The sequence below is a fragment of the Streptomyces muensis genome, assembly GCF_021474425.1.
GTDB lineage: Bacteria > Actinomycetota > Actinomycetes > Streptomycetales > Streptomycetaceae > Streptomyces > Streptomyces muensis.
In genome coordinates this window covers 64081-85884 of sequence record NZ_JAKEIP010000003.1, presented here as the reverse complement: position 1 = coordinate 85884, position 21804 = coordinate 64081, and the positions used below count along the sequence as shown (strand labels likewise).

The window sequence follows — 21804 nt, the reverse complement described above, 5'->3', positions numbered from 1 at the left end:
CCAGCCGCACCCGTCTCCACAGCGCGTCGGGGTCGCGCAGCCTCCGCCTGCCGTCCCGTGTCAGGAGGACATGTGCAACGTGGCGAAGTCTGGTGGGTCGAGTTCGATGAGCGGCGGCCGGTCGTACTGCTGTCGGGAGACGACGCGTCCGGGATCCAGGTGATGCAGGTCGTCGCTCCGGCGGGCGTCGACATCAGCGGTCTGGGCGTCGAAGTGGCAGTAGGCGCCATGGAAGGACTGCCCTTTGAAGGCGTGCTGCGGATCGCGTTCCCGCGTCCAGGCTTTACCCCTTGCACGTGGCTGACCACAGTGTCCCGGGACGACCTGATCGAGCGAGCGGGGGTCCTGCCCTCCGCGAAGCTCAGCGAGATTGAGGATGCCCTCCGTCTCGGTGGACTCGGGTAGGCGGAGGAGGAACGGACGCCCTTGATGGCGTGCTCGATCTCGTCCAGATGATCGACGCTGGCCACCTGTCTCCTCGGCGCCTTCATGATCGAGATCACGATCTACGGCTGGAGTACTGGGCTCGATGGACGCTGGTGATGCACTTCCTGGGTGAAGGACGGGTTCCGGCTGAGCGACGCCGTCGTGCCCCGGTATCGGGATCGTCATTTGATCCCGACACGTCGAGTGGACTCACTCTCACTCGGCGGTCTCGGATTCCTCTCGCGGTGTTGATCTGAGGCCGCAGAATTCTCGCTCTACTTCTAGTCCGCTTCAAGACCGGTCTTGGGCTGTGAAGCCGCCGCCCGATGCCTTTTATCGTGGTCGGAGTTTCCCTCCCGGGTGAACGAGTCGTGGAAGGTGAAGGCGTGCGGCGCGGAGCCGTGGTCGTGGAGGTGTTCCAGCCTGGAAACCCCGTCCCGCCAGGTGGGTATCACGCCGTCGGAGACCCACCAGACGACGTAATTCGGGTGGCGTGTCCTCTCGAACCAGTCGTAACGCCTGCTCAACGCCTCACGGTGCAGACCGGTGTAGACGGCGTCGAAGGCGGAGCGCAGATCGGTCCAGAGTGAGAGGGTCGCGGCCAGGGCGGTGGTTTCCACTGTCCGGCCCTTGCCGTACCACGTCGGCACGGCGAACTCTCCCCATGCACCCCAGTCCGCGTCGAAGAGCATGCCTCGGTCACCGTCTGCCGTTTCGGCACGCGCCAGGTATCCGGGGTGTTGGCTGATCTTCCCGTAGACGGCTTCACCGATGTCGTAGAACTCGCGTGTGAGAGGTGCGGGATCGACGAGAGGTGATTTCAGGACGCCGAATGTGTACAGCGCAAGACGGGACATGCGTCTCTTTCTGGTTGGGGGTGCCTGGTGTGGACCGGTTCGGTGGCTGGCGCACGGGGGTGGGGGTTCGTGAGGCGTGACCACCTGGGTGGCTCAGCCGGAGGGAACTCCTATGCCGCCGTGGGCGATTCGCCGAAGACCAGGTGAAGGTAGCCGCCTCTGCGGGCCATGTCGAAGTTGCGTATTCCCAGTCCACGTGGCCTCTCGCACTGGTCAGAGGTCAAGTCGCTGCCATGTCAGCTATCGCTGAGGCACCAGCACATTCCTTTCATCGAGCACTAGATGGTGAACCGCAACGTCGGCCGCTGCCAGGCGACCTTCGGCGGCGACGGGACCACTGTTGTCATCGGCGATGACCCGGTAGCCGCAGATGATCGGGCGTAGTGCCCCGGTAGGCGCCAGACTCATCCTGGGTGGCAGTCAGGTGTTTCCGAACTGCCGCTGCCGCTGCCGCTTCCGAAATGCCTCCTGGCGGAGCCATCGTGGCGGGGAGGCGGCACTCCTTTAGCGGACTCGGACTACTCCGCCCCGGCCTCGAGGTCCTCCACGAAGTAGCTGTCGTGCCGGATGCGAAACTGCTTGAGTTCCTGGCCACCGCGCCGCGTCATCTCCGCGACCCGCTCGAAGTATTCCTCGCGCGGGGCGCCTGGCGAGAAGAGCATGAGCATGGACATGGGCTCGTCGGTCACGTTCTTGAAGGCGTGCAGGCCGCCGACCGGCACGTACAGGAAGTCGCCCTCGCGGCCCGTGACCCACTTCTCGCCGTTGTAGAGCTCCAGTTCGCCCGAGAGGATGTAGAAGGATTCCGAGATGGCCTTGTGAAAGTGAGTCTTGGCTCCGGCGGACTGTGCACCCAACTCCACCTTGTAGAGGCCGAATTCACCACCGGTCGACTCGTTGGTGGCGAGGTAGTGGGTCGAGCCGCCGGGCGAGGAAATGTCCGGCGGAGTGGTGGCAGGGCGGAAGACGGCATTCACTTCGCCCTTGTTGCCGTGGTGGCGAGGCTCTGGGTACTGGACGGGTTCCAGGTACGACATGATGCGCTCCTTGTTGCAGGTCTCCACCGGCATGGTGGCTTGAGCCCTCGGAAGGCGGCATCGGGCCTCCGGATGATCTCGACGGGTCCGGGAACGAGGGCCGGAGTCCTAAGCCTGCCCCGCGACCGCACGACAGGGCAGAGGCCAGCGGGTGCTGTCATCCCGACAACATGCGGATCCTGACCGGGAGATGAGCGACAGATTGCCCTTGCTATGGTGCCCCGATGTCATCGATCAAGCAGTTCCAGGTCACCTTCGACTGCGCAGAACCTGCGCGCCTCGCCGGCTTTTGGTGCGAGGTGTTGGGGTACGTCGTACCGCCGGTCCCGAAGGAGTTTGCGACTTGGGAGGACTACCATCGCTCGCTGCCGGCTGAGGAGCAGGTCACCTACTTCGCATGCAGTGATCCCTCAGGCGTGGGCCCGCGGCTGCTCTTCCAGCGCGTTCCGGAAGGGAAGGTCGTCAAGAATCGGGTGCATCTCTGCGTGCGGGCCGGCACCGGGCTTGTGGGTGAGGAGCGTCTCGCCACACTCCAGGCCGAGTGCGCACGGCTGGTCGCGCTCGGCGCGGCGCATGTGCGCACGCTGCTTGCCGATGGCACCAACGAGTCGTGCATCGTGATGCAGGACATCGAGGGCAACGAGTTCTGTCTCGACTGAGCATCTTCCGCGACGGCGAGATCAGGTTGTGCAGTCGGGCGATGCCGAGCATCGCGGTGTGAATGCCGGCGCCCTTGAGATGGCAGTCATGGAGGGCTTCCAGGTCTTCTTCCGCGGGCGCCGACGTGGTGGAGCGTGGTGCCGAGGTGCTCGTCGGCGACCGTACCCCGAGGTCCCCGACTCCTCGCCTTCGGCGATGACGATGACGGCGGGGACGGAACCGGGGACGGGGACGAGGACGAGGACGAGGTTGTATGCCGTGCCAACGACACCCCTGGGACTCGTCGGCCACGTCTTCACCGACGGCCTCCACCTGGCCCTGCGCGTCGGCGCACGACGCGAGTAATCCGGCATGGGCGGCGAAGGCGGCCGGGTCGGCATCGAGGCGTTCCTGGAGTACCAGTACCCGGCGAAGCCGGGAGGTGAGTGACTCCCTCCGTCTCTCACCGCACGGGTCGGCGAACCTCCCCCGTGCCCAGCGTGATCACGGCCCGAGGCATCATGGGCTCCTCACCGCGACGGGAGAGCAGCACCACCTCCTCGACAGTGGCCGACAGGGTGCCGAGTCGGGCGGCGCACTCGGCTGCCAGGTGTTTCGGGTCGTGGGTGCGGCCGAGGGACAGATGCGGGGTGAAGCGGGCACCGCGTCCCAGGCAGAGCGGGAAGCGCAGCTGTAGCTCACGCTGGAGACGGGCCCACGGGGCCGGTCCTGCCGCGGCCGGATCGAGCCAGACAGTGGCGTAGTGCCGGTGCCGGAAGTACCGCACCCCGGCCAGCCGCGCCGTGAACGGCGTGGCCGCCGCCGCCCCGGCGCAGAGCAGCGGCACGGCCCGGGCGAACTCCTCCTCCGGTACGAAACCGAACAGCAGGTTCACGTGCGGCGGCCACCGCCGTACCTGCGGATCATGCTCCCAGCGGATGTGCTGGATGGCCGGCCAGAGCTCGCTCGGCGGCAGCCACGCCACTGCCGTCCGGGCCGTCGGCGCCACGTGGAGCGCATCGCCGGGCTCGGCAGCGCCGAAACCCGCATTCCCATCCATATGGCCATGATTCCAAAACGAGGCAAGATCAGCCGATCGAGGACAGGCCGAACGATTCGCCAGGTGAACGTCGCGATGTTCGATCAACGAGGCCGGGCCGCACGGTGATCCTTGTGCCGGTATCCAACTGACCGGCAGGCAGCAGATCTTCCAGGCCAACCGTCGAGGCCAACCGTCGAGGCCGACCTTCGACGCCGACCTTCGGGAACGGCCTTCGAGACCGGCTGCCTCCCTGCCCCAAGGAGTCCCCCTTGAGTCTTCGTCGTATCGTGACCGGTGCCCTCGGTTCCGCCGCCCTCGTGCTCACCTCCCTCGGCGCGGTGACCGCCCAGGCGAGCCCCTCGGCGGCCGACCCGTGCGGCTTCTACGAGACCAGCTCCGACGCCTACTACAACCACTGCACGTCCGACGGCTCGCGTGTGGTCATCCAGGTGCGAGTCGCCCAGGCGCCCGACTACGAGCGGTGTGTCGGGCCGGGCAGGACCTGGCTGGGCTCGGCGGACAAGATCCAGGGCGCTCACTACGTGAACCGCACCTGCTGATCAGTCCAGGAAGTCGGCGACGAGGAGAGCGAACTCGTCGGGCGTGGCGAGGCGGATACCGAGGTCCTCGGCCTTGGTGCGCTTGGATCCAGCCCCGTCGCCGGCGACCACCAGGCTGGTCTTCCTGGAGACGCTGGAGGAGGAGCGGCCGCCGGCCCGTTCGACGAGTTCGTTCACCTGGTTGCGGCTGCGCTTCTCCAGCGGGCCGGTCATGGCGCCGGTGACCACGACGGTCATCCCGGCGAGCGGCCCGGCGGCCGGGGTGCCGTCGGCAACGTCGTCGGCGCCGGTGACCGTGTCGGTGCCGCCCGCGGCGTCCACGGGCGGGAACGTGGCGCCCGGCTCGGTCATGTTCACCCCGGCCGCGGCGAGCCTGTCGATCAGCCGGGCGAGCTCGGCCAGTTCGGCGACGATCGAGGGCGCCTTCTCCGCGCCGATGCCCTCGACCCGCTGCAACTGGTCGGCGTCGGCGGCACGGATGTTGTCCATCGTCGCGAAGTACCGGGCTATACGGCGGGACATGGAGCGGCCCGTGCCGCGCACTCCCAGGGCGCACAGCACGCGCGACAGCGGCCGGGTCCTCGCCGTGGCGAGGGCGGCGATCAGGTTGTCGGTGCTGGTCTCGCCCATCCGGTCCAGGCCGAGGAGCTGGTCGCGGGTGAGGGTGAACAGGTCGGAGAGGTCGGTGACGAGGCAGGCCTCGACCAGCTGCACGACGCGGGTGGCGCCGAGGCCCTCGATGTCGAGCTGGTCGCGGCCCGCGGCGTAGGAGAGCGAGGCGACCAGGTGGCAGTTGCGGCCCTGCTCGCACCGCCAGCGCTCCTGACTGGTGTCGATGCCCGAACCACAGCGCGGGCACTCTTGCGGGAAGACGATCGGCTTCTCGTCGCCGGTGCGCAGATGCGCGACCGGGGCCTCGACGCGCGGGATCACGTCACCGGCGCGGTGCACCATCACCTGGTCGCCCATCCGCAGGTCACGCCGGGTGATGTCGGCCGGGTTGTGGAGTGTGGCGTAGCTGATGGTGGAGCCGTCGATCTCGACCGGCTCCAGAACGGCGCGAGGGGCGATGATGCCGGTGCGGCCCACGTTCCACTCGACGTCCAGCAGCCGGGTGATCTTCTCCACGGCGGGGAGCTTGTAGGCGATGGCCCAGCGCGGGGCCCGCGATCCGGACCCGGCGGCCTTCTGGTCGGCTGAGTGGTCGGCCTTGATGACGATGCCGTCGATCCCGAACGGCAGTCCGGCGCGCAACGCGGCGATCTCCTGCACCCGGGCCAGCACGTCGGCGGTGGCGGTCGCGGTGATGCCGGGCACCGGGGTGGTGGCGGTGGTGTTCACGCCCAGCTCGGCCGCGAAGGCCATGAGCTCACTGTGCGCGAGGTCGTCCAGCCGTGCGGCCAGAGCGTCGTCGGTTCCGGGCAGCGGCAGCAGGCCGTAGCCGAAGAACGTCATCGGGACCGTGTAGGCGCGGTCCTTGGCCCGCAGGGTGCCCGCGGCCGCGTTGCGGGGGTTGGCGAAGGGCTGGCCGCCGTGCGCGGTGCGTACCTCGTTGGCGTGCTCGAACTGCGCGTTCGTCATGAGGACTTCGCCGCGCACCTCGACGTCGACGGGTTCGGCCAGTGTGTCGGGCAGGCCCTCGATGGTTCCCATGGTGTGCGAGACGTCCTCCCCGGCCGTCCCGTCACCCCGGGTGATCAGCCGCGTCAGCCGTCCGCGCGTGTAGCGGGCCGCGATGGCCAGACCGTCGAGTTTCGGCTCGACGCTGAAGCGCTCTGCCTCGTGTCCGATGCGGCGGGCCAGCGAGGCCGTCCAGGCCGTGAACTGCTCGGGCGAGAACACGTTGTCCAGGCTCAGCATCGCGACCGTGTGCGGCACGTCGCCCTCGACGGCGCCACCGGCGACCTTCCCCGTCGGCGAGCCGGGCAGCACCTCGTCGGGATGGTCGGCCTCCCACGCGGAGATCTCTCTCACCAACCGGTCGTAGGCGTCGTCGTCCAGTGGGGAAGTGCCGTCCGTGTAGTAGGCGGCAGCGGCCTGTACGACGTCCTCGACCGCCTGCGCGTAGCCGGCGGCGTCCACGATCTGCGCAACTGGTGTTGTCATGCCGACCATCCTGCCCGCCACCACTGACAACGCCCCTGACCTGCGGCTTCGCTCCTCGCGTTCAGGTCCCTCGGCCGCCCGGCGACAGCAGCGCGCTCAGCGCTGCGGCCCCGTCGAGCAGGGCCAGGGACCGAGCCGTGATGTCGGCGTCCCTGGCGGCCAGCGCGGCGTCGAGATCCTCGGTACGGCGCGCGCGGCGCAGCTCCGGCATGAGGGCCCGCAGAGGCGCGATGCGGTAACCGGCCCTGCGCAGTTGGTGCACGATCCGCGCGTCACGCACCTGGACCGGTGTGTACCGGCGCGTCCCGCGCGCGGGGTCGCGATCCGCGACGACGACACCCTCCGCGTCCCAGTGCCGCAAGGTCGAAGGGCGGACGCCGAGCGCGGCGGCGAGTTCGGAGACGCCCATCGAGTCCGACGCCCGTACGTCGTCGATCGGCTCGTCGGAGATCTCCCGTGCGGCCTCCTTGGCCTCTCTCAGATCCGTGCGCTCCGCGTCGAGCCGGGCGTGCGCCGCGTCGAGCAGGGCGAGGACCTCCGGGAGCGGGGACCGGTGGACGGCCCGAACGATCTTCTTGGCCTCGGTCGGACCCGTGCCCGCCGCCAGCGCGCGGTAGGCCAGTGCGGACCGCAGATGTGTCTCCCCGTAGATCCGGTAGCCCTTGGCCGTGCGCGTCGCCGGCGGCAGCACACCATCGCGTTCGAGATTGCGCACCTGCTGCACGGAGCACCCGACGTGCCGTGCGACGTCACCGGTACGCAGATCACCTGATTTGAGACTTCTCAACCAGAAACCCTTCCCTTGAGTGTTCCAAGTCTCCACAAGCACTGCAATGCAACGCTGGAGCACATGACCATGGACGAGATCATCGGCTATGTCGACGCCCTCGACGGCGTCCTGACCCTCAGGCCCGCACCCGGCGACGGCTCGCCCGAGATCAGCTGGGGCGACACGTTCTTCTACTACGCACCCGATGGCGTCGTCCCGACGACGACCCAACCGTTCGTGACGATCGTGACCAAGAACTACCCCGGCGACGAGGCATCACGTCTGGACCGCGCGGACACCTTCCGTGTGAACATCGCCGCCGGGAAGGAGGAGTTCACCAGGTGGACCGGCCGCGCACCGCGCGAACCCGGCACCGGCGAGGCCGACCTCAGCGCCACCGACACCGTGATGGCGCACCCCGTCTACGGGACCGCCGGCTGGCTGGCAGTGGTCAACCCGGGCCCGGGCACGGACGCCGCCGTCCGTGAACTGCTGTGCGGGGCCTGGCACTTGGCCCGCACACGCCACGAGCGACGGGCCTCCCAGGAGGATCCGGCGTAGGCAGGCGTCAGGCCGCCACCGCCTTCGCCCCGGCCGCGACCGGGTGGAGGGCCGCGTACTCCAGGGGTGCCGACGGGTCGGTCGACACGTCCAGCGGGGCGGGTTCGGCTCCGGCCCGTACGAGGAGGTCGCCCACGGCGGCGATCATCGCGCCGTTGTCCGTGCACAGCCGCAGCGGCGGCACCCGCAGTTCGATCCTGGCCGCCCGGCAGCGCTCCTCGGCCAGTGATCGCACGCGCGAGTTCGCGGCGACTCCGCCGACCACCACCAGCGTCTGCACGCCGTACTCGGCACAGGCCGCGACCGCCTTGCGGGTCAGCACGTCGGCGACCGCCTCCTGCAGAGAGGCCGCGCCGTCGGCCACCGGCAGCCGCCCGTGCGCATGGCCCTCGGCCCAGCGGGCGGCGGCCGTCTTCAGGCCCGAGAAGGAGAAGGCGTACGGCTCGTCGCGCGGGCCGGTGAGCGGGCGCGGGAAGGGGACGGCGCGCGGATCCCCGGCGCGCGCTGCCCGGTCGATGGCGGGGCCGCCGGGATACGGCAGTCCGAAGACCCGCGCCACCTTGTCGAAGCACTCCCCGGCCGCGTCGTCGAGGGTGTCGCCGAGATGGACGATCCGATCGCGGGCCAGATCGCGGACGAGGAGGAGGGAGGTGTGGCCGCCGGAGACGATCAGCACCATGCAGGGGTCGGGCAACGGTCCGTGTTCCAGGGTGTCGGCGGCGACATGGCCGGCCAGGTGGTGGACGCCGTACAGCGGCACGTCCAGCGCGTAGGCGAGGCCCTTCGCCCCGGCCAGGCCCACCTGGAGCGCGCCCGACAGACCCGGGCCGGTGGTGACGGCTACGGCGCCGATGTCGGACAGTGTCAGGCCGGCCTCGGCCAGCGCCTGCCGGACCACCGGGCGCAGGGCGTGCAGATGAGCCCGTGAGGCGATCTCGGGCACCACCCCGCCGAAACGGGCGTATTCCTCCATGCTCGACGCCACCGCATGCCCCAACAGCCGCCCACCCCGGACCAACCCGGCACCGGTCTCGTCGCAGGACGACTCGATGCCGAGCACGATCGGAGAAGCCATATGCACACTCTTTCTGCGGAGAAAAAGTAACTGCAAGTATTCTGCAATAAGATCGCCTTGAATGCGTACCCGACTAAGGACACGCAGGCCACCGCCCCGTAGAGTGCCTCTCCGTTGCCCTTTCCGAACCCCGAGGTACCGCGCAGTGACCCCCGCACGCCCCGCCCCGCCGCCCGCCGCCGTGACCGTCGTCGGGATCGGTGCCGACGGCTGGGAAGGCGTCCCGGACGGCTCCCGCACCGCCTTGCTGGACGCCGAGGTCGTCATCGGCGCCCCGCGTCAACTGGACCTGCTGCCGCCCGAGTGCGCCGCGCAGCGCATCACCTGGCCCTCACCGCTGCGGCCCGCGATCCCCGGCCTCCTCGCCGCCCACGTCGGCCGCCGCGTCGCCGTACTGGCCAGCGGAGACCCCATGTTCTACGGCATCGGACGCGCCCTCACCGAGGTCCTCGGCGCCGGAGCCGTGCACGTCCTGCCGCACCCCTCCTCCGTCTCCCACGCCTGCGCCCGCCTCGGCTGGCCGCTGGAGGCCGTCGAGGTCGTCACGCTGGTCGGCCGGCCCGCCGCCCGCCTCGCAGCGGCTCTGCACGAGGGCCGACGGCTCCTGGTGCTCAGCGCCGACGCCGGCACCCCCGCCGAGGTCGCCGCCCTGCTCCGGGACCGCGGTTACGGACCCAGCCGGATGCGGGTACTGGAACAACTCGGCGGCGAGAAGGAACGTACGACCGCCTCGACCACCGCCGACGACTGGCACGACGAGCCCGGCGACCCGCTCAACATCGTCGCCGTCGAATGCCACCGCGCCCCCGACGCACCCCGTCTCGGCGCCGTACCCGGACTGCCCGACACCGCCTACGAGCACGACGGGCAGCTCACCAAACGCCACATCCGCGCCGCCACGCTGGGCGTGCTCGCGCCCGCGCCCGGTGAGCTGCTGTGGGACGTCGGCGGCGGGTCCGGGTCGATCGCGATCGAGTGGATGCGCACACACCCCTCGTGCCGTGCGGTCACCGTCGAACGCGACCCGGTGCGCGCCGAGCGCATCACCCACAACGCCGACCGGCTCGGCGTGCCCGGGCTGCGCGTCCTCACCGGCGCCGCGCCCGCCGTCCTGGCCGAACTGCCCACGCCGGACGCGGTGTTCATCGGCGGGGGACTCACCGCGCCCGGCCTCCTCGACGCCTGCTGGGAGGCGCTGCCCACGGGCGGACGCCTCGTCGCCAACACCGTGACGCTGGAGTCGGAGGCGCTGCTCGCCGACGCCCACCGGCGCCACGGTGGCGAGCTGGTGCGGCTCGCCGTGGCACACGCCGTTCCCGTGGGCGGCTTCACCGGCTGGCGTCAGGCGATGCCGGTGACCCAGTGGGCCGTGCGCAAAGAGCAGCGAACCCTCGACCCCCTTCCAGGAGCAGACAGATGACCGTGTACTTCATCGGTGCCGGCCCCGGTGCCGCCGACCTGATCACGGTGCGTGGCGCCCGTACGCTCGCCGCCTGCCAGGTCTGCCTGTACGCGGGCAGCCTGGTGCCCCGCGAGCTGCTCGCCGAATGCCCGCCGGACGCACGGCTGGTGGACACCGCGGAGCTCAACCTCGACGAGATCACCGCCGAGTTGGTCCAGGCCCATGAAGCGGGGCACGACGTGGCGCGGCTGCACTCGGGCGACCCGTCCGTGTTCAGCGCGGTCGCCGAGCAGATGCGGCGGCTGGACGCGGCTGGAGTGCCGTACGAGGTCGTCCCCGGCGTGCCCGCCTTCGCAGCCGCGGCGGCCTCTCTGAAGCGGGAACTGACCGTGCCGACGGTCGGTCAGACGGTCATCCTCACCCGTATCGCCCACCGCGCCACCGCCATGCCCGACGGCGAGGACCTCGCCACCCTCGGCCGCAGCGGGGCGCTCATCGTGCTCCACCTCGCCGCCAGGTATGTGGACCGGGTGGTGGAGGAGCTCCTTCCGCACTACGGTGCCGACTGCCCCGCCGCCGTGGTCGCCTACGCCTCGCGTCCCGACGAGGTGATCATCCGAGGCACGCTCGATGAGATCGCCGGGCAGGTGAAGGAGGCCGGTGTGCTGCGCACGGCTGTGATCATGGTTGGGCGGACGCTGGGGGCGGAGCAGTTCCGGGACAGCCACTTGTACTCGCCGGAGCGGGAGCGGCACGTTTGCTAGGTGGCCCGCTGGAAGTGCCGCGATGTGTTGTCTTTCGTGTGCGGGCTCGTGTGGCTGGTCGCGCAGTTCCCCGCGCCCCTTTGAGGGGCGTTGCGGCGGCCGGCGCCGGGATCAGTGAGGTCCGTTCACCGTGCTGCGGCCCACTATCGTGCCCGCGCGGTCGATGCAGATCACGTCTACCGCGACGGGCGCGCCCCGCAGTACGGACAGGGCCTCGTCGCGGGCCCTGAGCGCCACCAGGTCGCCCAGTGGGACGCCGGCCGCCGCGCACGACTGGAGGGCGGCCAGGCCGGTGTTGGCGTTCGCGACCTCGGTCGCCAGGGCCTCGTCGGCGCCGCCGTGTCGGGCCAGGTCGGCCAGGAAGCCCTTGTCGACCTGGGAGCGGGCGGAGTGCAGGTCGAGGTGGCCGGCGGCCAGCTTGGAGAGTTTGGCGAAGCCCCCGCAGATCGTGAGGCGGTCGACGGGGTGGCGGCGGACGTACTTCAGGACCGCGCCCGCGAAGTCGCCCATGTCGAGCAGGGCGTCCTCGGGGAGGCCGTACGCGGCGACGACCGTCTTCTCCGAGGTGGAGCCGGTGCAGCCGGCCACGTGGGTGCGCCCGGCCGCCCGCGCGACGTCCACGCCGCGCCGGATGGAGTCGATCCACGCCGAGCAGGAGTAGGGGACCACGATGCCCGTGGTGCCGAGGATGGAGAGGCCGCCGAGGATGCCCAGACGAGGGTTCCAGGTGGAGCGGGCGATCTCCTCGCCGTGGTCCACGGAGACGGTGATCTCGACGTCACCGCTGCCGCCGTACCGCCGCGCGACCAGGGCGACGTGGTCGCGCATCATCTGCCGGGGCACGGGGTTGACGGCCGGTTCACCGACGGGCAGCGGCAGTCCGGGCCGGGTGATCGTCCCCACGCCGGGGCCCGCCTTGAAGACGACCCCGGCCCCCGCGGGCAGCCGCCGCACGGTCGCCCGGACCAGCGCGCCGTGGGTGACGTCCGGATCGTCGCCCGCGTCCTTCACGATGCCTGCCATGGCGTACGTGTCCGTCAGCTCCTCGGCCGCCAGGGCGAAGGACGGCGTCTGGCCCTTGGGCAGCGCGATCTGCACCGGGTCGGGAAAGTCCCCGGTCAGCAGCGCCGTGTACGCGGCCGTCGTCGCCGCCGTCGCGCAGGCGCCGGTCGTCCAGCCGTGCCGTAGACCGGTGTGCTTGAGTTGGGCGCCGCGGCCGCCCTTGGCCTCGCTCGTCATGCCTCACTCTTCGGAAGGGAACCGAACTTCGTGCACGTACTGATTCTGGGCGGGACCACCGAGGCCCGACGCCTCGCCGAACTGCTGGCGGCCGAGCCCGTGCCCGGGCTGCGGGTGACGAACTCGCTGGCCGGACGGGTGTCCGCGCCCCGGCTGCCGCCCGGCGAGGTACGCGTGGGCGGCTTCGGCGGCGCCGACGGGCTCGCCGCGTGGCTGCGTGAGCACGAGGTGGACGCGCTCATCGACGCCACGCACCCTTTCGCCGGGAGGATCAGTTTCAACGCGGCGCGGGCCGCCGCCACCGCCCATGTTCCCCTGCTCGCACTGCGCCGCCCCGGCTGGGTCCCGGTCGCGGGGGACGACTGGCGCGAGGTCGAGTCGCTGGAGGAGGCGGCACGGTCGCTACCGGGGATCGGCCGGCGCGTGTTCCTGACGACCGGGCGCATGGGTCTCGCGGCCTTCGCGGACCTCACCGACCTGTGGTTCCTCGTACGGTCCGTGGACGCGCCCGAGCCGCCGCACCCGCCCCGTATGGAGGTGCTCCTCGACCGCGGCCCGTTCACCCTCGACGGGGAACGCGAACTGCTGCGCCGGCACCGGATCGACGTGGTCGTCACGAAGGACAGCGGGGGAGCGGCGACCGCGCCGAAGCTGCGGGCCGCACGCGAGGCCGGGGTGCCCGTGGTCGTGGTGCGCAGGCCACCGGTCCCCGATGGTGTACGGGTCGTGGCCGAATCCGAGCAGGCGCTGCGCTGGCTGGCCACCCGTCCCGCTTTCCCGGCCGCTGGCTGAAACCTGACCCGAGCTTTGCCGCGTACTTCTTTTACCTGCAAGCCAGTTGCAGCAGGCTCAAGGGTGTGGCTGAAGAGAACCGAACGACGAGATGGCAGCGCGTCCGCGCCTCGATGACCCGCAAGGAGTGGACGAGCCTCGGCTCGATGGCCGCGTTCATCCTGGCGCTGCACGTCATCGGCTGGTTCACGCTGGTCGTGATCGTGGCCCCGCACCACTACAGCCTCGGTGCGAAGTCGTTCGGGATCGGCATCGGCGTCACCGCGTACACGCTGGGCATGCGGCACGCCTTCGACGCCGACCACATCGCCGCCATCGACAACACCACCCGCAAGCTGATGAGCGAGGGGCAGCGGCCGCTGTCGGTCGGCTTCTGGTTCTCGCTCGGCCACTCCAGCATCGTCTTCGTCCTCGCCCTCCTGCTCTCCCTGGGCGTGAAGGCACTGGCCGGTCCGGTCACGGACGACGGGTCGCGGCTGCACGACCTCACCGGCTGGATCGGCACCACCGTCTCCGGGGCCTTCCTCTACCTCATCGCGATCATCAACTTGGTGATCATGGCCGGTATCTGGAAGGTGTTCCGGCAGATGCGCTCCGGCCACTTCGACGAGGCCGCCCTGGAGGAACAGCTCGACAGGCGCGGCTTCATGAACCGTCTCCTCGGCCGCGTCATGAAGTCGATCACCAGGCCCTGGCAGATGTACCCCCTGGGCATGCTGTTCGGCCTCGGCTTCGACACGGCCACCGAGATCGCCCTGCTGGTCCTCGCCGGCTCGGGTGCCGCCTCCGGTCTGCCCTGGTACGCGATCCTCTGTCTGCCGGTCCTGTTCGCGGCCGGCATGTCGCTGCTGGACACCATCGACGGCTCGTTCATGAACTTCGCCTACGGCTGGGCCTTCTCCAGGCCGGTCCGCAAGGTCTTCTACAACCTCACCGTGACCGGCCTGTCCGTGGCCGTCGCCCTCATCATCGGCACCGTCGAACTGCTGGGCCTGGTCGCCGAGAAGGCACACCTGCACGGCGCCTTCTGGGACCGGGTCGCCGGACTCGACCTCAACGTCATCGGATACGTAGTCGTCGGCCTGTTCTTCGCCACCTGGGCCATCGCCCTGCTGGTGTGGAAGGTCGGCCGGATCGAGGAGAAGTGGACGGCGGGGATGGCCCAGGGACCCACCCCCGCCGAACAGGGAGCCGAGCAGGCGCCCGCGTCTCACGCGTCCGGGTAGCGGCGCGGCGTCCAGACGACGTCCTCGCCGTCCCCGCGCCGTACGACCCGCGTCTGCGAGGAGCCGACCAGCAGGATCGTGCGCATGTCGACCTCGGCCGGATCGAGGTCGGCCAGCGGCACGATCCGCACCCGCTCCCCGGACCCGCCGACATCACGTGCGACCACGACCGGGGTCTCGGGCGCCCGGTGCTCCAGGAGCAGCTCGCGGGCCTTGGCCACCTGCCAGGTACGGCTGCGCGAGCCCGGGTTGTACAGGGCCAGCACCAGATCCGCCGAGGCCGCCGCGTGCAGCCGCTCGGCGATGACCTCCCAGGGCTTGAGCCGGTCGGAGAGGGAGATGGTGGCGTAGTCGTGGCCGAGCGGGGCGCCCGCTCGGGCGGCGGCCGCGTTGGCGGCGGTCACCCCGGGCAGCACCCGCACCGGGATGTCCGCGTACGCCTCCTCCGACGCCACCTCCAGGACGGCCGTGGCCATCGCGAAGATCCCAGGATCGCCCCCGGAGACGACGGCCACCCGCCGCCCCCGCCGGGCCAGTTGCAGCGCGAACTCGGCCCGCTCGGACTCGACCCGGTTGTCCGAGCCGTGCCGGAGCTGACCCGGACGGACCGGCACCCGGTCCAGGTACGTGGTGTAGCCGACCAGGTCGTCGGCGGCGGCCAGCGCGCCCCGTGTCTCGGGAGTCAGCCACAGCGGACCGGCCGGACCGGTCCCGACCACGACGACCTCGCCCAGTTCCCGCACCTCAGGCTCGGCGTCGACCTGGCTCGGCAGCACCGCGACCGAGAAGTACGGCACCGACTCCGCGTCCACGTCGGCCAGTTCGGCCAGCCGCTCACCGCTCATCGTGGCCCGCTCGACATACCGCGCCTCGCCCAGCCGGCCCGAACTCTCCAGCGCTCCGCGCACCTTGGTGAAGGTGCGGCCCAGCTTCATCACCACCGCCGCGTCCGTGGCGGCGAGCCGCGCGGTCAGCTCCTCCTCGGGCAGGGTGCCCGGCAGGATGGTCAGCACCTCCTCGCCCTCCGCGAGCGGGGTGCCCAGACGGGCCGCTGCGGCGGACACGGAGGTGACACCGGGGATGACCTCGGTGTCGTAGCGGTCCGCGAGCCGCTTGTGCATGTGCATGTAGGAGCCGTAGAAGAGCGGGTCGCCCTCCGCGAGGACGGCGACCGTCCGGCCGGCGTCGAGGTGCGCGGCCAGCCGGGCGGCGGCCTCCGCGTAGAAGTCGTCGATGGCGCCCTGGTAGCCGCCGGGGTGGTCGGTGGTCTCGGTGGTGACCGGGTAGACCAGCCGCTCCTCGACGTGCCGTTCCTGGATGTGCTTCGCCGCGATCGAACGGGCGATGGACCGCCCGTGCCGCGCACTGTGGTACGCGATCACGTCCGCCTCGGCGATGACCTCCACCGCGCGCACGGTCATCAACGACGGATCGCCGGGGCCCAGCCCGACGCCGTACAGCTTCCCGCTCACTCTTCCTCACTCGCGATAGCGTTGAGCGCGGCGGCGGCGATGGCGCTGCCCCCGCGTCGGCCACGGACGATCAGGTGCTCAAGGCCCGACGGATGCTCCGCGAGCGCCTCCTTCGACTCGGCGGCCCCCACGAACCCCACCGGCACACCTATGACGGCGGCCGGGCGGGGAGCGCCCTCCTCGATCATCTCCAGGAGCCGGAACAGCGAGGTCGGCGCGTTCCCGACGGCGACCACGGAACCCTCGAGACGGTCCCGCCACAGTTCCATGGCGGCCGCGCTGCGCGTGGTGCCCATCTTCGCGGCCAGTTCGGGCACGGCCGGGTCGGACAGGGTGCACAGCACGTCGTTGTCGGCGGGCAGCCGCTTACGGGTCACGCCGCTGGCCACCATCTGCACATCGGTGAAGATGGGCGCACCGGCCCGCAGGGCCTCCCTGGCACGGGCCACCACCTGGGGCGTGTACGCGAGGTCGCGCACGAGGTCGACCATCCCGCAGGCGTGGATCATCCGCACCGCGACCTGGCTGACGTCGGCGGGCAGGCCCGCGAGGTCCGCCTCCGCGCGGATGGTGGCAAAGGACTGGCGGTAGATCGCCGCGCCGTCCTTCTCGTACTCGAACACCGTGCTCCTACAGGTCATGCGTGCGGGCCGCCGCCAGGTCGGCGGCGAGCTTCGATGGGTTGTCGGTCGTGGTCGTGGCGCGAACCCGGCCGCCTTCCACGACGGAGATCAGGTAGCCGCCGTCCGGGGCCGCGACGACGTCCACGTGATCGCCGCGCGGACGGCCGCAACGGCGCTCGCAGCCGGACCAGTACGCCGGAAGCCCGCCGCCCGCGGTGAGCGACGCGGCCGCGTCCGTACGGATGTCCGCTCGCGACTTGGCGCAACCGGGCCGTCCGATGCAGGCACCGACGCCGAGCCAGGGGGAGGCCGGATCCGTGATCAGACCGACGGAGTCTAGGCCGGGAAGCCGGTCGGAGCGCACTGTGGGAAGGATCACTCCACGCCAAGGTGTCAGGCGCAGTTCCCCGGATGCGGCCGCCGTCAGCGCGGTCCACTGGGCGGCGGTGAGGCGGCCCAGCGGGGCGAGGACGGAGAGGCTGGTCGCGCCTTCGGGGCCGGTGACGACGCCGGGGGAGGGGGACGGCTCGCTCGCGAGCGGCCAGGAGGCTTCGTACGGCGAGGCGAGCCCGGCCCCAAGTCGCCGTACGACCTCGTGCGCCAACTCATCGGCCGGGGCCGGGAGTTCGGACACGCGCCAGACCTGTCCGGCACTCGCCTCCAGGAACACCTCGGCGGCGAGCAACGCGGCCAGAGGCGCGTCCTCGGCGGACAGGACCGCGACGGAATCGGCGGCTCCGAGCCGCAGCCACACACCCCCGTCCGGCGCGGCCCGCAGTGTCACGTCCGCGTCGAGCCCCGCCACGTCCCCGCGCCCGTCGTCGAGCGCGAACAGGAACCGCCCGGACAGCCGGGCCGCCGCCTCGCTCGCGCACAGCAGCTCGTCCAACGCCCGCAGCCACGGCCGTACGTCGGCGAAGCCGCGCCCGTCCAGCCCCGACAGCGGCGAGGCCACGACATTGCGCACCCGCTCGTGCCGCCACGAGGGCAGCAGCCCGGCCGCCTCGAGCCGGCTCGCCAACTCCCCGCCGCAGCCGGTCTGCAGACCGCGCAACTGGAGGTTGCCGCGCGAGGTCAGATGCAGCTCTCCGTCGCCGAGTTCGAGCGCCGCGCGGCCGATCTCCCGGGCCTGACCGACCTGGAGCACACCCCCGGGAATCCGGATCCGGGCGAGTGCGCCGTCGTCCGCCGTGTGGAGCCTCAATGCGCCCGGGCATGCGTCGTCGCGGTCCCGTGTGACCCCTGTGGCCTGGGACGACGGACGGATGGAGGGCGTGGACATGGCGGCGAGCATACCGACCGCCCCGGCGACCGTATGCCGCCGCCTCCGCATGCCCACGGCTGTTCCCGTGGCCCTTACTATGCTTCTCGGTGGATCATCCGGTCCGCCACCGCCACGACGGCGACAGGGGAGGAAGCCGGTGCGAATCCGGCGCGGTCCCGCCACTGTGAGCCCACCCCTCCGGGGTCGGGTGAGTCAGGAACTCCCGCCGTCAGACACCACCCGGGGCGCGGACACCCCGAGGAAGGCCGACGCCGCATGATCCTTCTGCTGTCGACGTCCGACACCGACCTGCTCAGCGCCCGCGCGGCGAACGGCCCGGTCCCGTACCGCTTCGCCAACCCCGCCCGCCTCCCGCTCGACGACCTGCCCGCGCTCCTCGACGGCGTCGACCTGGTCGTCGTACGTCTCCTCGGCGGTCTGCGCGCCTGGCAGGAGGGCCTCGACCTGCTGCTCGCCGACGGCCGCCCGGTCGTCGTCCTCACCGGCGAACAGGCCCCGGACGCCCAGCTGATGGCCGCCTCCACGGTCCCCGTCGGCATCGCCGCCGAGGCCCACGCCTACCTCGCCCACGGCGGCCCGGCCAACCTGGAGCAGCTCGCCCGCTTCCTGTCGGACACGGTCCTGCTGACCGGACACGGCTTCGAGGCACCGGCGGCCGCGCCGAGCTGGGGCCCGTTGGAGCGCGAGTCCCGCGCCGAGGGCCCGACGATCGCCGTGCTCTACTACCGCGCCCACCACATGAGCGGCAACACGGCGTTCGTGGGTGCCCTGTGCGACGCGATCGAGGACGCGGGCGGCCGGCCGCTGCCGCTGTACGTCGCTTCCCTGCGGGCTCCCGAGCCCGAGCTGATCGACGAACTGCGCGCCGCCGACGCCATCGTCACCACCGTCCTCGCCGCGGGCGGCACCAAGCCCGCCGAGGCATCCGCCGGCGGCGACGACGAGTCCTGGGACGCGGGCGCCCTGACCTCCCTCGACGTGCCGATCCTCCAGGCCCTGTGCCTGACCGGATCCCGCTCCGCCTGGGAGGAGAACGACGAGGGCGTCTCCCCGCTCGACGCGGCCAGCCAGATCGCCGTGCCCGAGTTCGACGGCCGGCTCATCACCGTGCCGTTCTCCTTCAAGGAGATCGACGCCGACGGCCTGCCCGCCTACGTCGCCGACCCCGAGCGTGCCGCGCGCGTCGCCGGAATCGCCGTACGCCACGCCCGGCTTCGCCACATCCCGGCCGCCGACAAGCGCCTGGCCCTGGTCCTGTCCGCCTACCCGACCAAGCACTCCCGGATCGGCAACGCGGTCGGACTCGACACCCCCGCCAGCGCGGTCGCACTGCTCAGGCGCCTGAAGGCCGAGGGCTACGACTTCGGCGACACCGACATCCCCGGCCTGGTCTCCGGCGACGGCGACGAGCTGATCCGGGCGCTCATCGAGGCCGGCGGCCACGACCAGAACTGGCTCACCGAGGAGCAGCTGGCCCGCAACCCGGTGCGGATCCCGGCGGCCGACTACCGGCGCTGGTTCGCCACGCTGCCCGAGGAGCTGCGGACGGCCGTCGAGGAGCACTGGGGCCCGGCGCCCGGCGAGATGTTCGTCGACCGCAGCCGCAACGAGGAGGGCGACATCGTCCTCGCGGCCCTGCGCTTCGGCAACCTGCTGATCCTCATCCAGCCCCCGCGCGGCTTCGGCGAGAACCCCATCGCCATCTACCACGACCCGGACCTCCCGCCCTCGCACCACTACCTCGCCGCCTACCGCTGGATCGCGGCCCGCGCCGAGGACGGCGGATTCGGCGCCGACGCGATGATCCACCTCGGCAAGCACGGCAACCTGGAGTGGCTGCCCGGCAAGAACGCCGGCCTGTCCGCCGCCTGCGGCCCCGACGCGGCCCTCGGCGACCTGCCGCTGATCTACCCGTTCCTGGTCAACGACCCCGGCGAGGGCACCCAGGCCAAGCGCCGCGTGCACGCCACCCTCATCGACCACCTCGTGCCGCCGATGGCCCGCGCCGACTCCTACGGCGACATCGCGCGCCTGGAGCAACTCCTCGACGAGTACGCCCAGATCTCCTCCATGGACCCGGCCAAGCTCCCGGCCATCCGCGCCCAGATCTGGACCCTCATCCAGGCCGCCAAGCTCGACCACGACCTCGGCATGGACGACCGCCCCGACGACGACGGCTTCGACGACTTCCTGCTGCACGTCGACGGCTGGCTGTGCGAGGTCAAGGACGCCCAGATCCGCGACGGCCTGCACGTCCTCGGCGCGCCGCCGCAGGGCGCCGACCGGGTCAACCTCGTCCTCGCCGTCCTCCGCGCCCGCCAGATCTGGGGCGGCACCACCGCCCTGCCTGGCCTGCGCGAGGCCCTCGGCCTGGATGAGTCCGCCGCGACCCGTACGACCGCCGACGAGGCCGAGGACAAGGCCCGCGCGCTGGTCCAGGCGATGGACGACGCCGGCTGGGACCCGGCCGCCGTGCCCACCGAGCACGGCGAACAGGTCGCCGCCATCCTGGAGTTCGCCGCCCGCGAGGTCGTCCCCCGCCTCGCCGCGACCACCGCCGAACTCGACCACGCCCTGCACGCCCTGAACGGCGGCTTCGTCCCCGCAGGCCCCTCCGGTTCCCCCCTGCGCGGCCTGGTCAACGTCCTTCCGACCGGCCGCAACTTCTACTCGGTCGACCCCAAGGCCGTCCCGTCCCGCCTCGCCTGGGAGACCGGCCAGGCCCTCGCGGACTCGCTGCTGGAGCGCTACCGCACCGACAACGGCGACTGGCCCACCTCCGTCGGCCTCTCCCTGTGGGGCACGAGCGCCATGCGCACGGCGGGCGACGACGTCGCCGAGGCCCTTGCGCTGCTCGGCGTCCGCCCGGTCTGGGACGACGCCTCGCGCCGCGTGACGGGCCTGGAGGCCATTCCGTACGAGGAGCTGGGCCGCCCGCGCATCGACGTGACCCTGCGCATCTCGGGCTTCTTCCGGGACGCCTTCCCGCACACGATCGGCCTGCTCGACGACGCCGTACGGCTCGCCGCCTCGCTGGAGGAGCCCGCCGAGGCCAACCACGTGCGCGCCCACGTCCAGGCCGACCTCGCGGCCCACGGCGACGAACGCCGCGCCACCACCCGTATCTTCGGCTCCCGCCCCGGCACCTACGGCGCCGGACTCCTCCAGCTCATCGACTCCCGCGACTGGCGCACCGACGCCGACCTCGCCGAGGTCTACACCGTCTGGGGCGGCTACGCCTACGGCCGTGAACTCGACGGCCGTCCGGCGCGCGACGAGATGGAGACGGCGTACAAGCGGATCGCGGTCGCGGCGAAGAACACGGACACCCGTGAGCACGACATCGCCGACTCCGACGACTACTTCCAGTACCACGGCGGCATGGTGGCCACCGTCCGCGCCCTGCGCGGCACCGCCCCCGAGGCGTACATCGGCGACTCCACGCGGCCCGAGACGGTCCGCACCCGCACGCTCGTCGAGGAGACCTCGCGCGTCTTCCGCGCCCGTGTCGTCAACCCGAAGTGGATCGAGGCGATGCGCCGCCACGGCTACAAGGGCGCCTTCGAGCTCGCCGCCACCGTGGACTACCTGTTCGGCTACGACGCCACGACCGGCGTGATCGCCGACTGGATGTACGACAAGCTCACCGAGACCTACGTCCTGGACCCCACCAACCGCGAGTTCCTCCAGGAGGCCAACCCCTGGGCGCTGCACGGCATCGCCGAGCGGCTGCTGGAGGCGGAGTCGCGCGGCATGTGGGAGAAGCCGGACCCGGCGGTGCTGGAGGCGCTGCGGCAGGTGTACCTGGAGACGGAGGGTGACCTGGAGGGCGGCGAGTGAGGCACAGCCGCCGCACGTGACACGGCGAAGGGCTCCCGTAGGCATCTGCTTGCGGGAGCCCTTCGCTGCTGTCCTCGGGGTGAGGTGCC

General features: G+C 71.3%; 18 protein-coding genes, 3 pseudogenes and 1 riboswitch. Of the genes and pseudogenes, 10 read left to right on the top strand and 11 right to left on the bottom strand.

Annotated elements, in window-relative coordinates:
• The first annotated feature begins 72 nt into the window (after nucleotides 1–72).
• Complete coding sequence (locus L0P92_RS01480) at nucleotides 73–405, top strand: type II toxin-antitoxin system PemK/MazF family toxin (protein WP_234760528.1); 333 nt, start codon at nucleotides 73–75, stop codon at nucleotides 403–405.
• 343 nt (nucleotides 406–748) lie between these two features.
• On the opposite strand, the pseudogene L0P92_RS01475 reads toward L0P92_RS01480, so the two are convergent.
• A pseudogene (locus L0P92_RS01475) lies at nucleotides 749–1283 on the bottom strand (DUF3291 domain-containing protein); the annotation flags it as partial.
• Nucleotides 1284–1801: 518 nt separating this feature from the next.
• Nucleotides 1802–2320 (bottom strand): cupin domain-containing protein, encoded by a 519-nt coding sequence (locus L0P92_RS01470; protein ID WP_234760526.1) that lies wholly within the window; start codon nucleotides 2318–2320, stop codon nucleotides 1802–1804.
• A gap of 224 nt (nucleotides 2321–2544) precedes the next feature.
• On the opposite strand from L0P92_RS01470, the gene L0P92_RS01465 reads away from it, so the two are divergent.
• A complete protein-coding gene (locus tag L0P92_RS01465; RefSeq protein WP_234760525.1) occupies nucleotides 2545–2979 on the top strand; it encodes a VOC family protein in 435 nt (144 codons plus the stop codon).
• Between the two features lie 22 nt (nucleotides 2980–3001).
• Here the strand turns inward: L0P92_RS01465 and L0P92_RS01460 are convergent.
• Nucleotides 3002–3093 (bottom strand): annotated as a pseudogene (locus L0P92_RS01460) (IS5/IS1182 family transposase); the annotation flags it as partial.
• Between the two features lie 120 nt (nucleotides 3094–3213).
• Here L0P92_RS01460 and L0P92_RS45610 point away from each other — a divergent pair.
• Nucleotides 3214–3409: pseudogene (locus tag L0P92_RS45610) on the top strand (NAD-dependent succinate-semialdehyde dehydrogenase); the annotation flags it as partial.
• Nucleotides 3410–3422: 13 nt separating this feature from the next.
• Here the strand turns inward: L0P92_RS45610 and L0P92_RS01455 are convergent.
• Nucleotides 3423–4019, bottom strand: coding sequence for a 2'-5' RNA ligase family protein (locus L0P92_RS01455; protein WP_234760524.1), 597 nt, complete (start codon nucleotides 4017–4019; stop codon nucleotides 3423–3425).
• Nucleotides 4020–4288: 269 nt separating this feature from the next.
• Between L0P92_RS01455 and L0P92_RS01450 the strand changes: the two genes are divergently transcribed.
• On the top strand, nucleotides 4289–4561 hold the full coding sequence (locus L0P92_RS01450) for a DUF6355 family natural product biosynthesis protein (RefSeq protein WP_372497190.1): 273 nt from the start codon (nucleotides 4289–4291) through the stop codon (nucleotides 4559–4561).
• On the opposite strand, the gene ligA is transcribed toward L0P92_RS01450, so the two are convergent.
• Both ligA and L0P92_RS01440 read right to left on the bottom strand, forming a co-directional pair.
• A complete protein-coding gene (ligA, locus tag L0P92_RS01445) occupies nucleotides 4562–6667 on the bottom strand; it encodes an NAD-dependent DNA ligase LigA (RefSeq protein WP_234760522.1) in 2106 nt (701 codons plus the stop codon). It abuts the gene before it with no gap.
• A 61-nt stretch (nucleotides 6668–6728) separates the two neighbouring features.
• Complete coding sequence (locus L0P92_RS01440) at nucleotides 6729–7490, bottom strand: MerR family transcriptional regulator (RefSeq protein WP_308289594.1); 762 nt, start codon at nucleotides 7488–7490, stop codon at nucleotides 6729–6731.
• Nucleotides 7491–7517: 27 nt separating this feature from the next.
• On the opposite strand from L0P92_RS01440, the gene L0P92_RS01435 reads away from it, so the two are divergent.
• Nucleotides 7518–7997 carry a DUF6194 family protein gene (locus tag L0P92_RS01435; RefSeq protein ID WP_234760520.1) on the top strand — a complete coding sequence of 160 codons (480 nt, stop codon included), beginning with the start codon at nucleotides 7518–7520 and terminating at the stop codon, nucleotides 7995–7997.
• Nucleotides 7998–8004: 7 nt separating this feature from the next.
• Here the strand turns inward: L0P92_RS01435 and tsaD are convergent, their stop codons facing one another.
• Entirely contained in the window at nucleotides 8005–9072 is a 1068-nt protein-coding gene (gene tsaD, locus L0P92_RS01430; protein ID WP_234760519.1) for a tRNA (adenosine(37)-N6)-threonylcarbamoyltransferase complex transferase subunit TsaD, read from the bottom strand.
• A gap of 145 nt (nucleotides 9073–9217) precedes the next feature.
• Here tsaD and cbiE point away from each other — a divergent pair, with 145 nt between their 5' ends.
• Together cbiE and cobM are read left to right on the top strand one after the other, a co-directional pair.
• Entirely contained in the window at nucleotides 9218–10492 is a 1275-nt protein-coding gene (gene cbiE / locus L0P92_RS01425; protein ID WP_234760518.1) for a precorrin-6y C5,15-methyltransferase (decarboxylating) subunit CbiE, read from the top strand.
• Nucleotides 10489–11238, top strand: a complete 750-nt coding sequence (gene cobM, locus L0P92_RS01420; RefSeq protein WP_234760517.1) for a precorrin-4 C(11)-methyltransferase — start codon at nucleotides 10489–10491, stop codon at nucleotides 11236–11238. Before cbiE ends, cobM begins: the two co-directional genes overlap by 4 nt.
• A gap of 111 nt (nucleotides 11239–11349) precedes the next feature.
• On the opposite strand, the gene L0P92_RS01415 is transcribed toward cobM, so the two are convergent.
• The gene (locus tag L0P92_RS01415) at nucleotides 11350–12477 is read right to left on the bottom strand and encodes a cobalt-precorrin-5B (C(1))-methyltransferase (RefSeq protein WP_234760516.1); all 1128 of its coding nucleotides are present in this window, start codon (nucleotides 12475–12477) and stop codon (nucleotides 11350–11352) included.
• Between the two features lie 30 nt (nucleotides 12478–12507).
• On the opposite strand from L0P92_RS01415, the gene L0P92_RS01410 reads away from it, so the two are divergent.
• A complete protein-coding gene (locus L0P92_RS01410; RefSeq protein ID WP_234760515.1) occupies nucleotides 12508–13269 on the top strand; it encodes a cobalt-precorrin-6A reductase in 762 nt (253 codons plus the stop codon).
• A 113-nt stretch (nucleotides 13270–13382) separates the two neighbouring features.
• The gene (gene nicT, locus L0P92_RS01405; protein ID WP_234760560.1) at nucleotides 13383–14495 is read left to right on the top strand and encodes a Nickel transporter NicT; all 1113 of its coding nucleotides are present in this window, start codon (nucleotides 13383–13385) and stop codon (nucleotides 14493–14495) included.
• Here the strand turns inward: nicT and L0P92_RS01400 are convergent.
• From L0P92_RS01400 to L0P92_RS01390, 3 genes are read right to left on the bottom strand one after another with little or no spacing between them, the layout of a single operon-like run.
• Complete coding sequence (locus L0P92_RS01400; RefSeq protein WP_234760514.1) at nucleotides 14480–15967, bottom strand: precorrin-2 C(20)-methyltransferase; 1488 nt, start codon at nucleotides 15965–15967, stop codon at nucleotides 14480–14482. The two genes, nicT and L0P92_RS01400, sit on opposite strands and share 16 nt — an antisense overlap.
• Nucleotides 15964–16608, bottom strand: coding sequence for a precorrin-8X methylmutase (locus tag L0P92_RS01395; protein ID WP_234760513.1), 645 nt, complete (start codon nucleotides 16606–16608; stop codon nucleotides 15964–15966). The genes L0P92_RS01400 and L0P92_RS01395 overlap by 4 nt, the downstream gene beginning before the upstream one ends.
• Nucleotides 16598–17872: a ferredoxin-like domain-containing protein gene (locus L0P92_RS01390; protein WP_234760512.1), complete on the bottom strand. Its 1275-nt coding sequence runs from the start codon at nucleotides 17870–17872 to the stop codon at nucleotides 16598–16600. Before L0P92_RS01390 ends, L0P92_RS01395 begins: the two co-directional genes overlap by 11 nt.
• Nucleotides 17873–17945: 73 nt before the next feature.
• Nucleotides 17946–18096, top strand: a riboswitch (cobalamin riboswitch).
• 34 nt (nucleotides 18097–18130) lie between these two features.
• Here L0P92_RS01390 and cobN point away from each other — a divergent pair.
• Entirely contained in the window at nucleotides 18131–21715 is a 3585-nt protein-coding gene (gene cobN / locus L0P92_RS01385) for a cobaltochelatase subunit CobN (RefSeq protein ID WP_234760511.1), read from the top strand.
• The last annotated feature ends 89 nt before the right edge of the window (nucleotides 21716–21804 follow it).

Excerpts from the sequence above, each read along its gene's own strand:
- L0P92_RS01470 (WP_234760526.1), bottom strand. The coding sequence starts at position 2,320 with ATGTCGTACCTGGAACCCGTCCAGTACCCAGAGCCTCGCCACCACGGC.
- L0P92_RS01465 (WP_234760525.1), top strand. The coding sequence starts at position 2,545 with ATGTCATCGATCAAGCAGTTCCAGGTCACCTTCGACTGCGCAGAACCT.
- L0P92_RS01455 (WP_234760524.1), bottom strand. The coding sequence starts at position 4,019 with ATGGATGGGAATGCGGGTTTCGGCGCTGCCGAGCCCGGCGATGCGCTC.
- ligA (WP_234760522.1), bottom strand. The coding sequence starts at position 6,667 with ATGACAACACCAGTTGCGCAGATCGTGGACGCCGCCGGCTACGCGCAG.
- L0P92_RS01435 (WP_234760520.1), top strand. The coding sequence starts at position 7,518 with ATGACCATGGACGAGATCATCGGCTATGTCGACGCCCTCGACGGCGTC.
- tsaD (WP_234760519.1), bottom strand. The coding sequence starts at position 9,072 with ATGGCTTCTCCGATCGTGCTCGGCATCGAGTCGTCCTGCGACGAGACC.
- cobM (WP_234760517.1), top strand. The coding sequence starts at position 10,489 with ATGACCGTGTACTTCATCGGTGCCGGCCCCGGTGCCGCCGACCTGATC.
- L0P92_RS01415 (WP_234760516.1), bottom strand. The coding sequence starts at position 12,477 with ATGACGAGCGAGGCCAAGGGCGGCCGCGGCGCCCAACTCAAGCACACC.
- nicT (WP_234760560.1), top strand. The coding sequence starts at position 13,383 with ATGACCCGCAAGGAGTGGACGAGCCTCGGCTCGATGGCCGCGTTCATC.
- L0P92_RS01395 (WP_234760513.1), bottom strand. The coding sequence starts at position 16,608 with ATGACCTGTAGGAGCACGGTGTTCGAGTACGAGAAGGACGGCGCGGCG.
- L0P92_RS01390 (WP_234760512.1), bottom strand. The coding sequence starts at position 17,872 with ATGTCCACGCCCTCCATCCGTCCGTCGTCCCAGGCCACAGGGGTCACA.
- cobN (WP_234760511.1), top strand. The coding sequence starts at position 18,131 with ATGATCCTTCTGCTGTCGACGTCCGACACCGACCTGCTCAGCGCCCGC.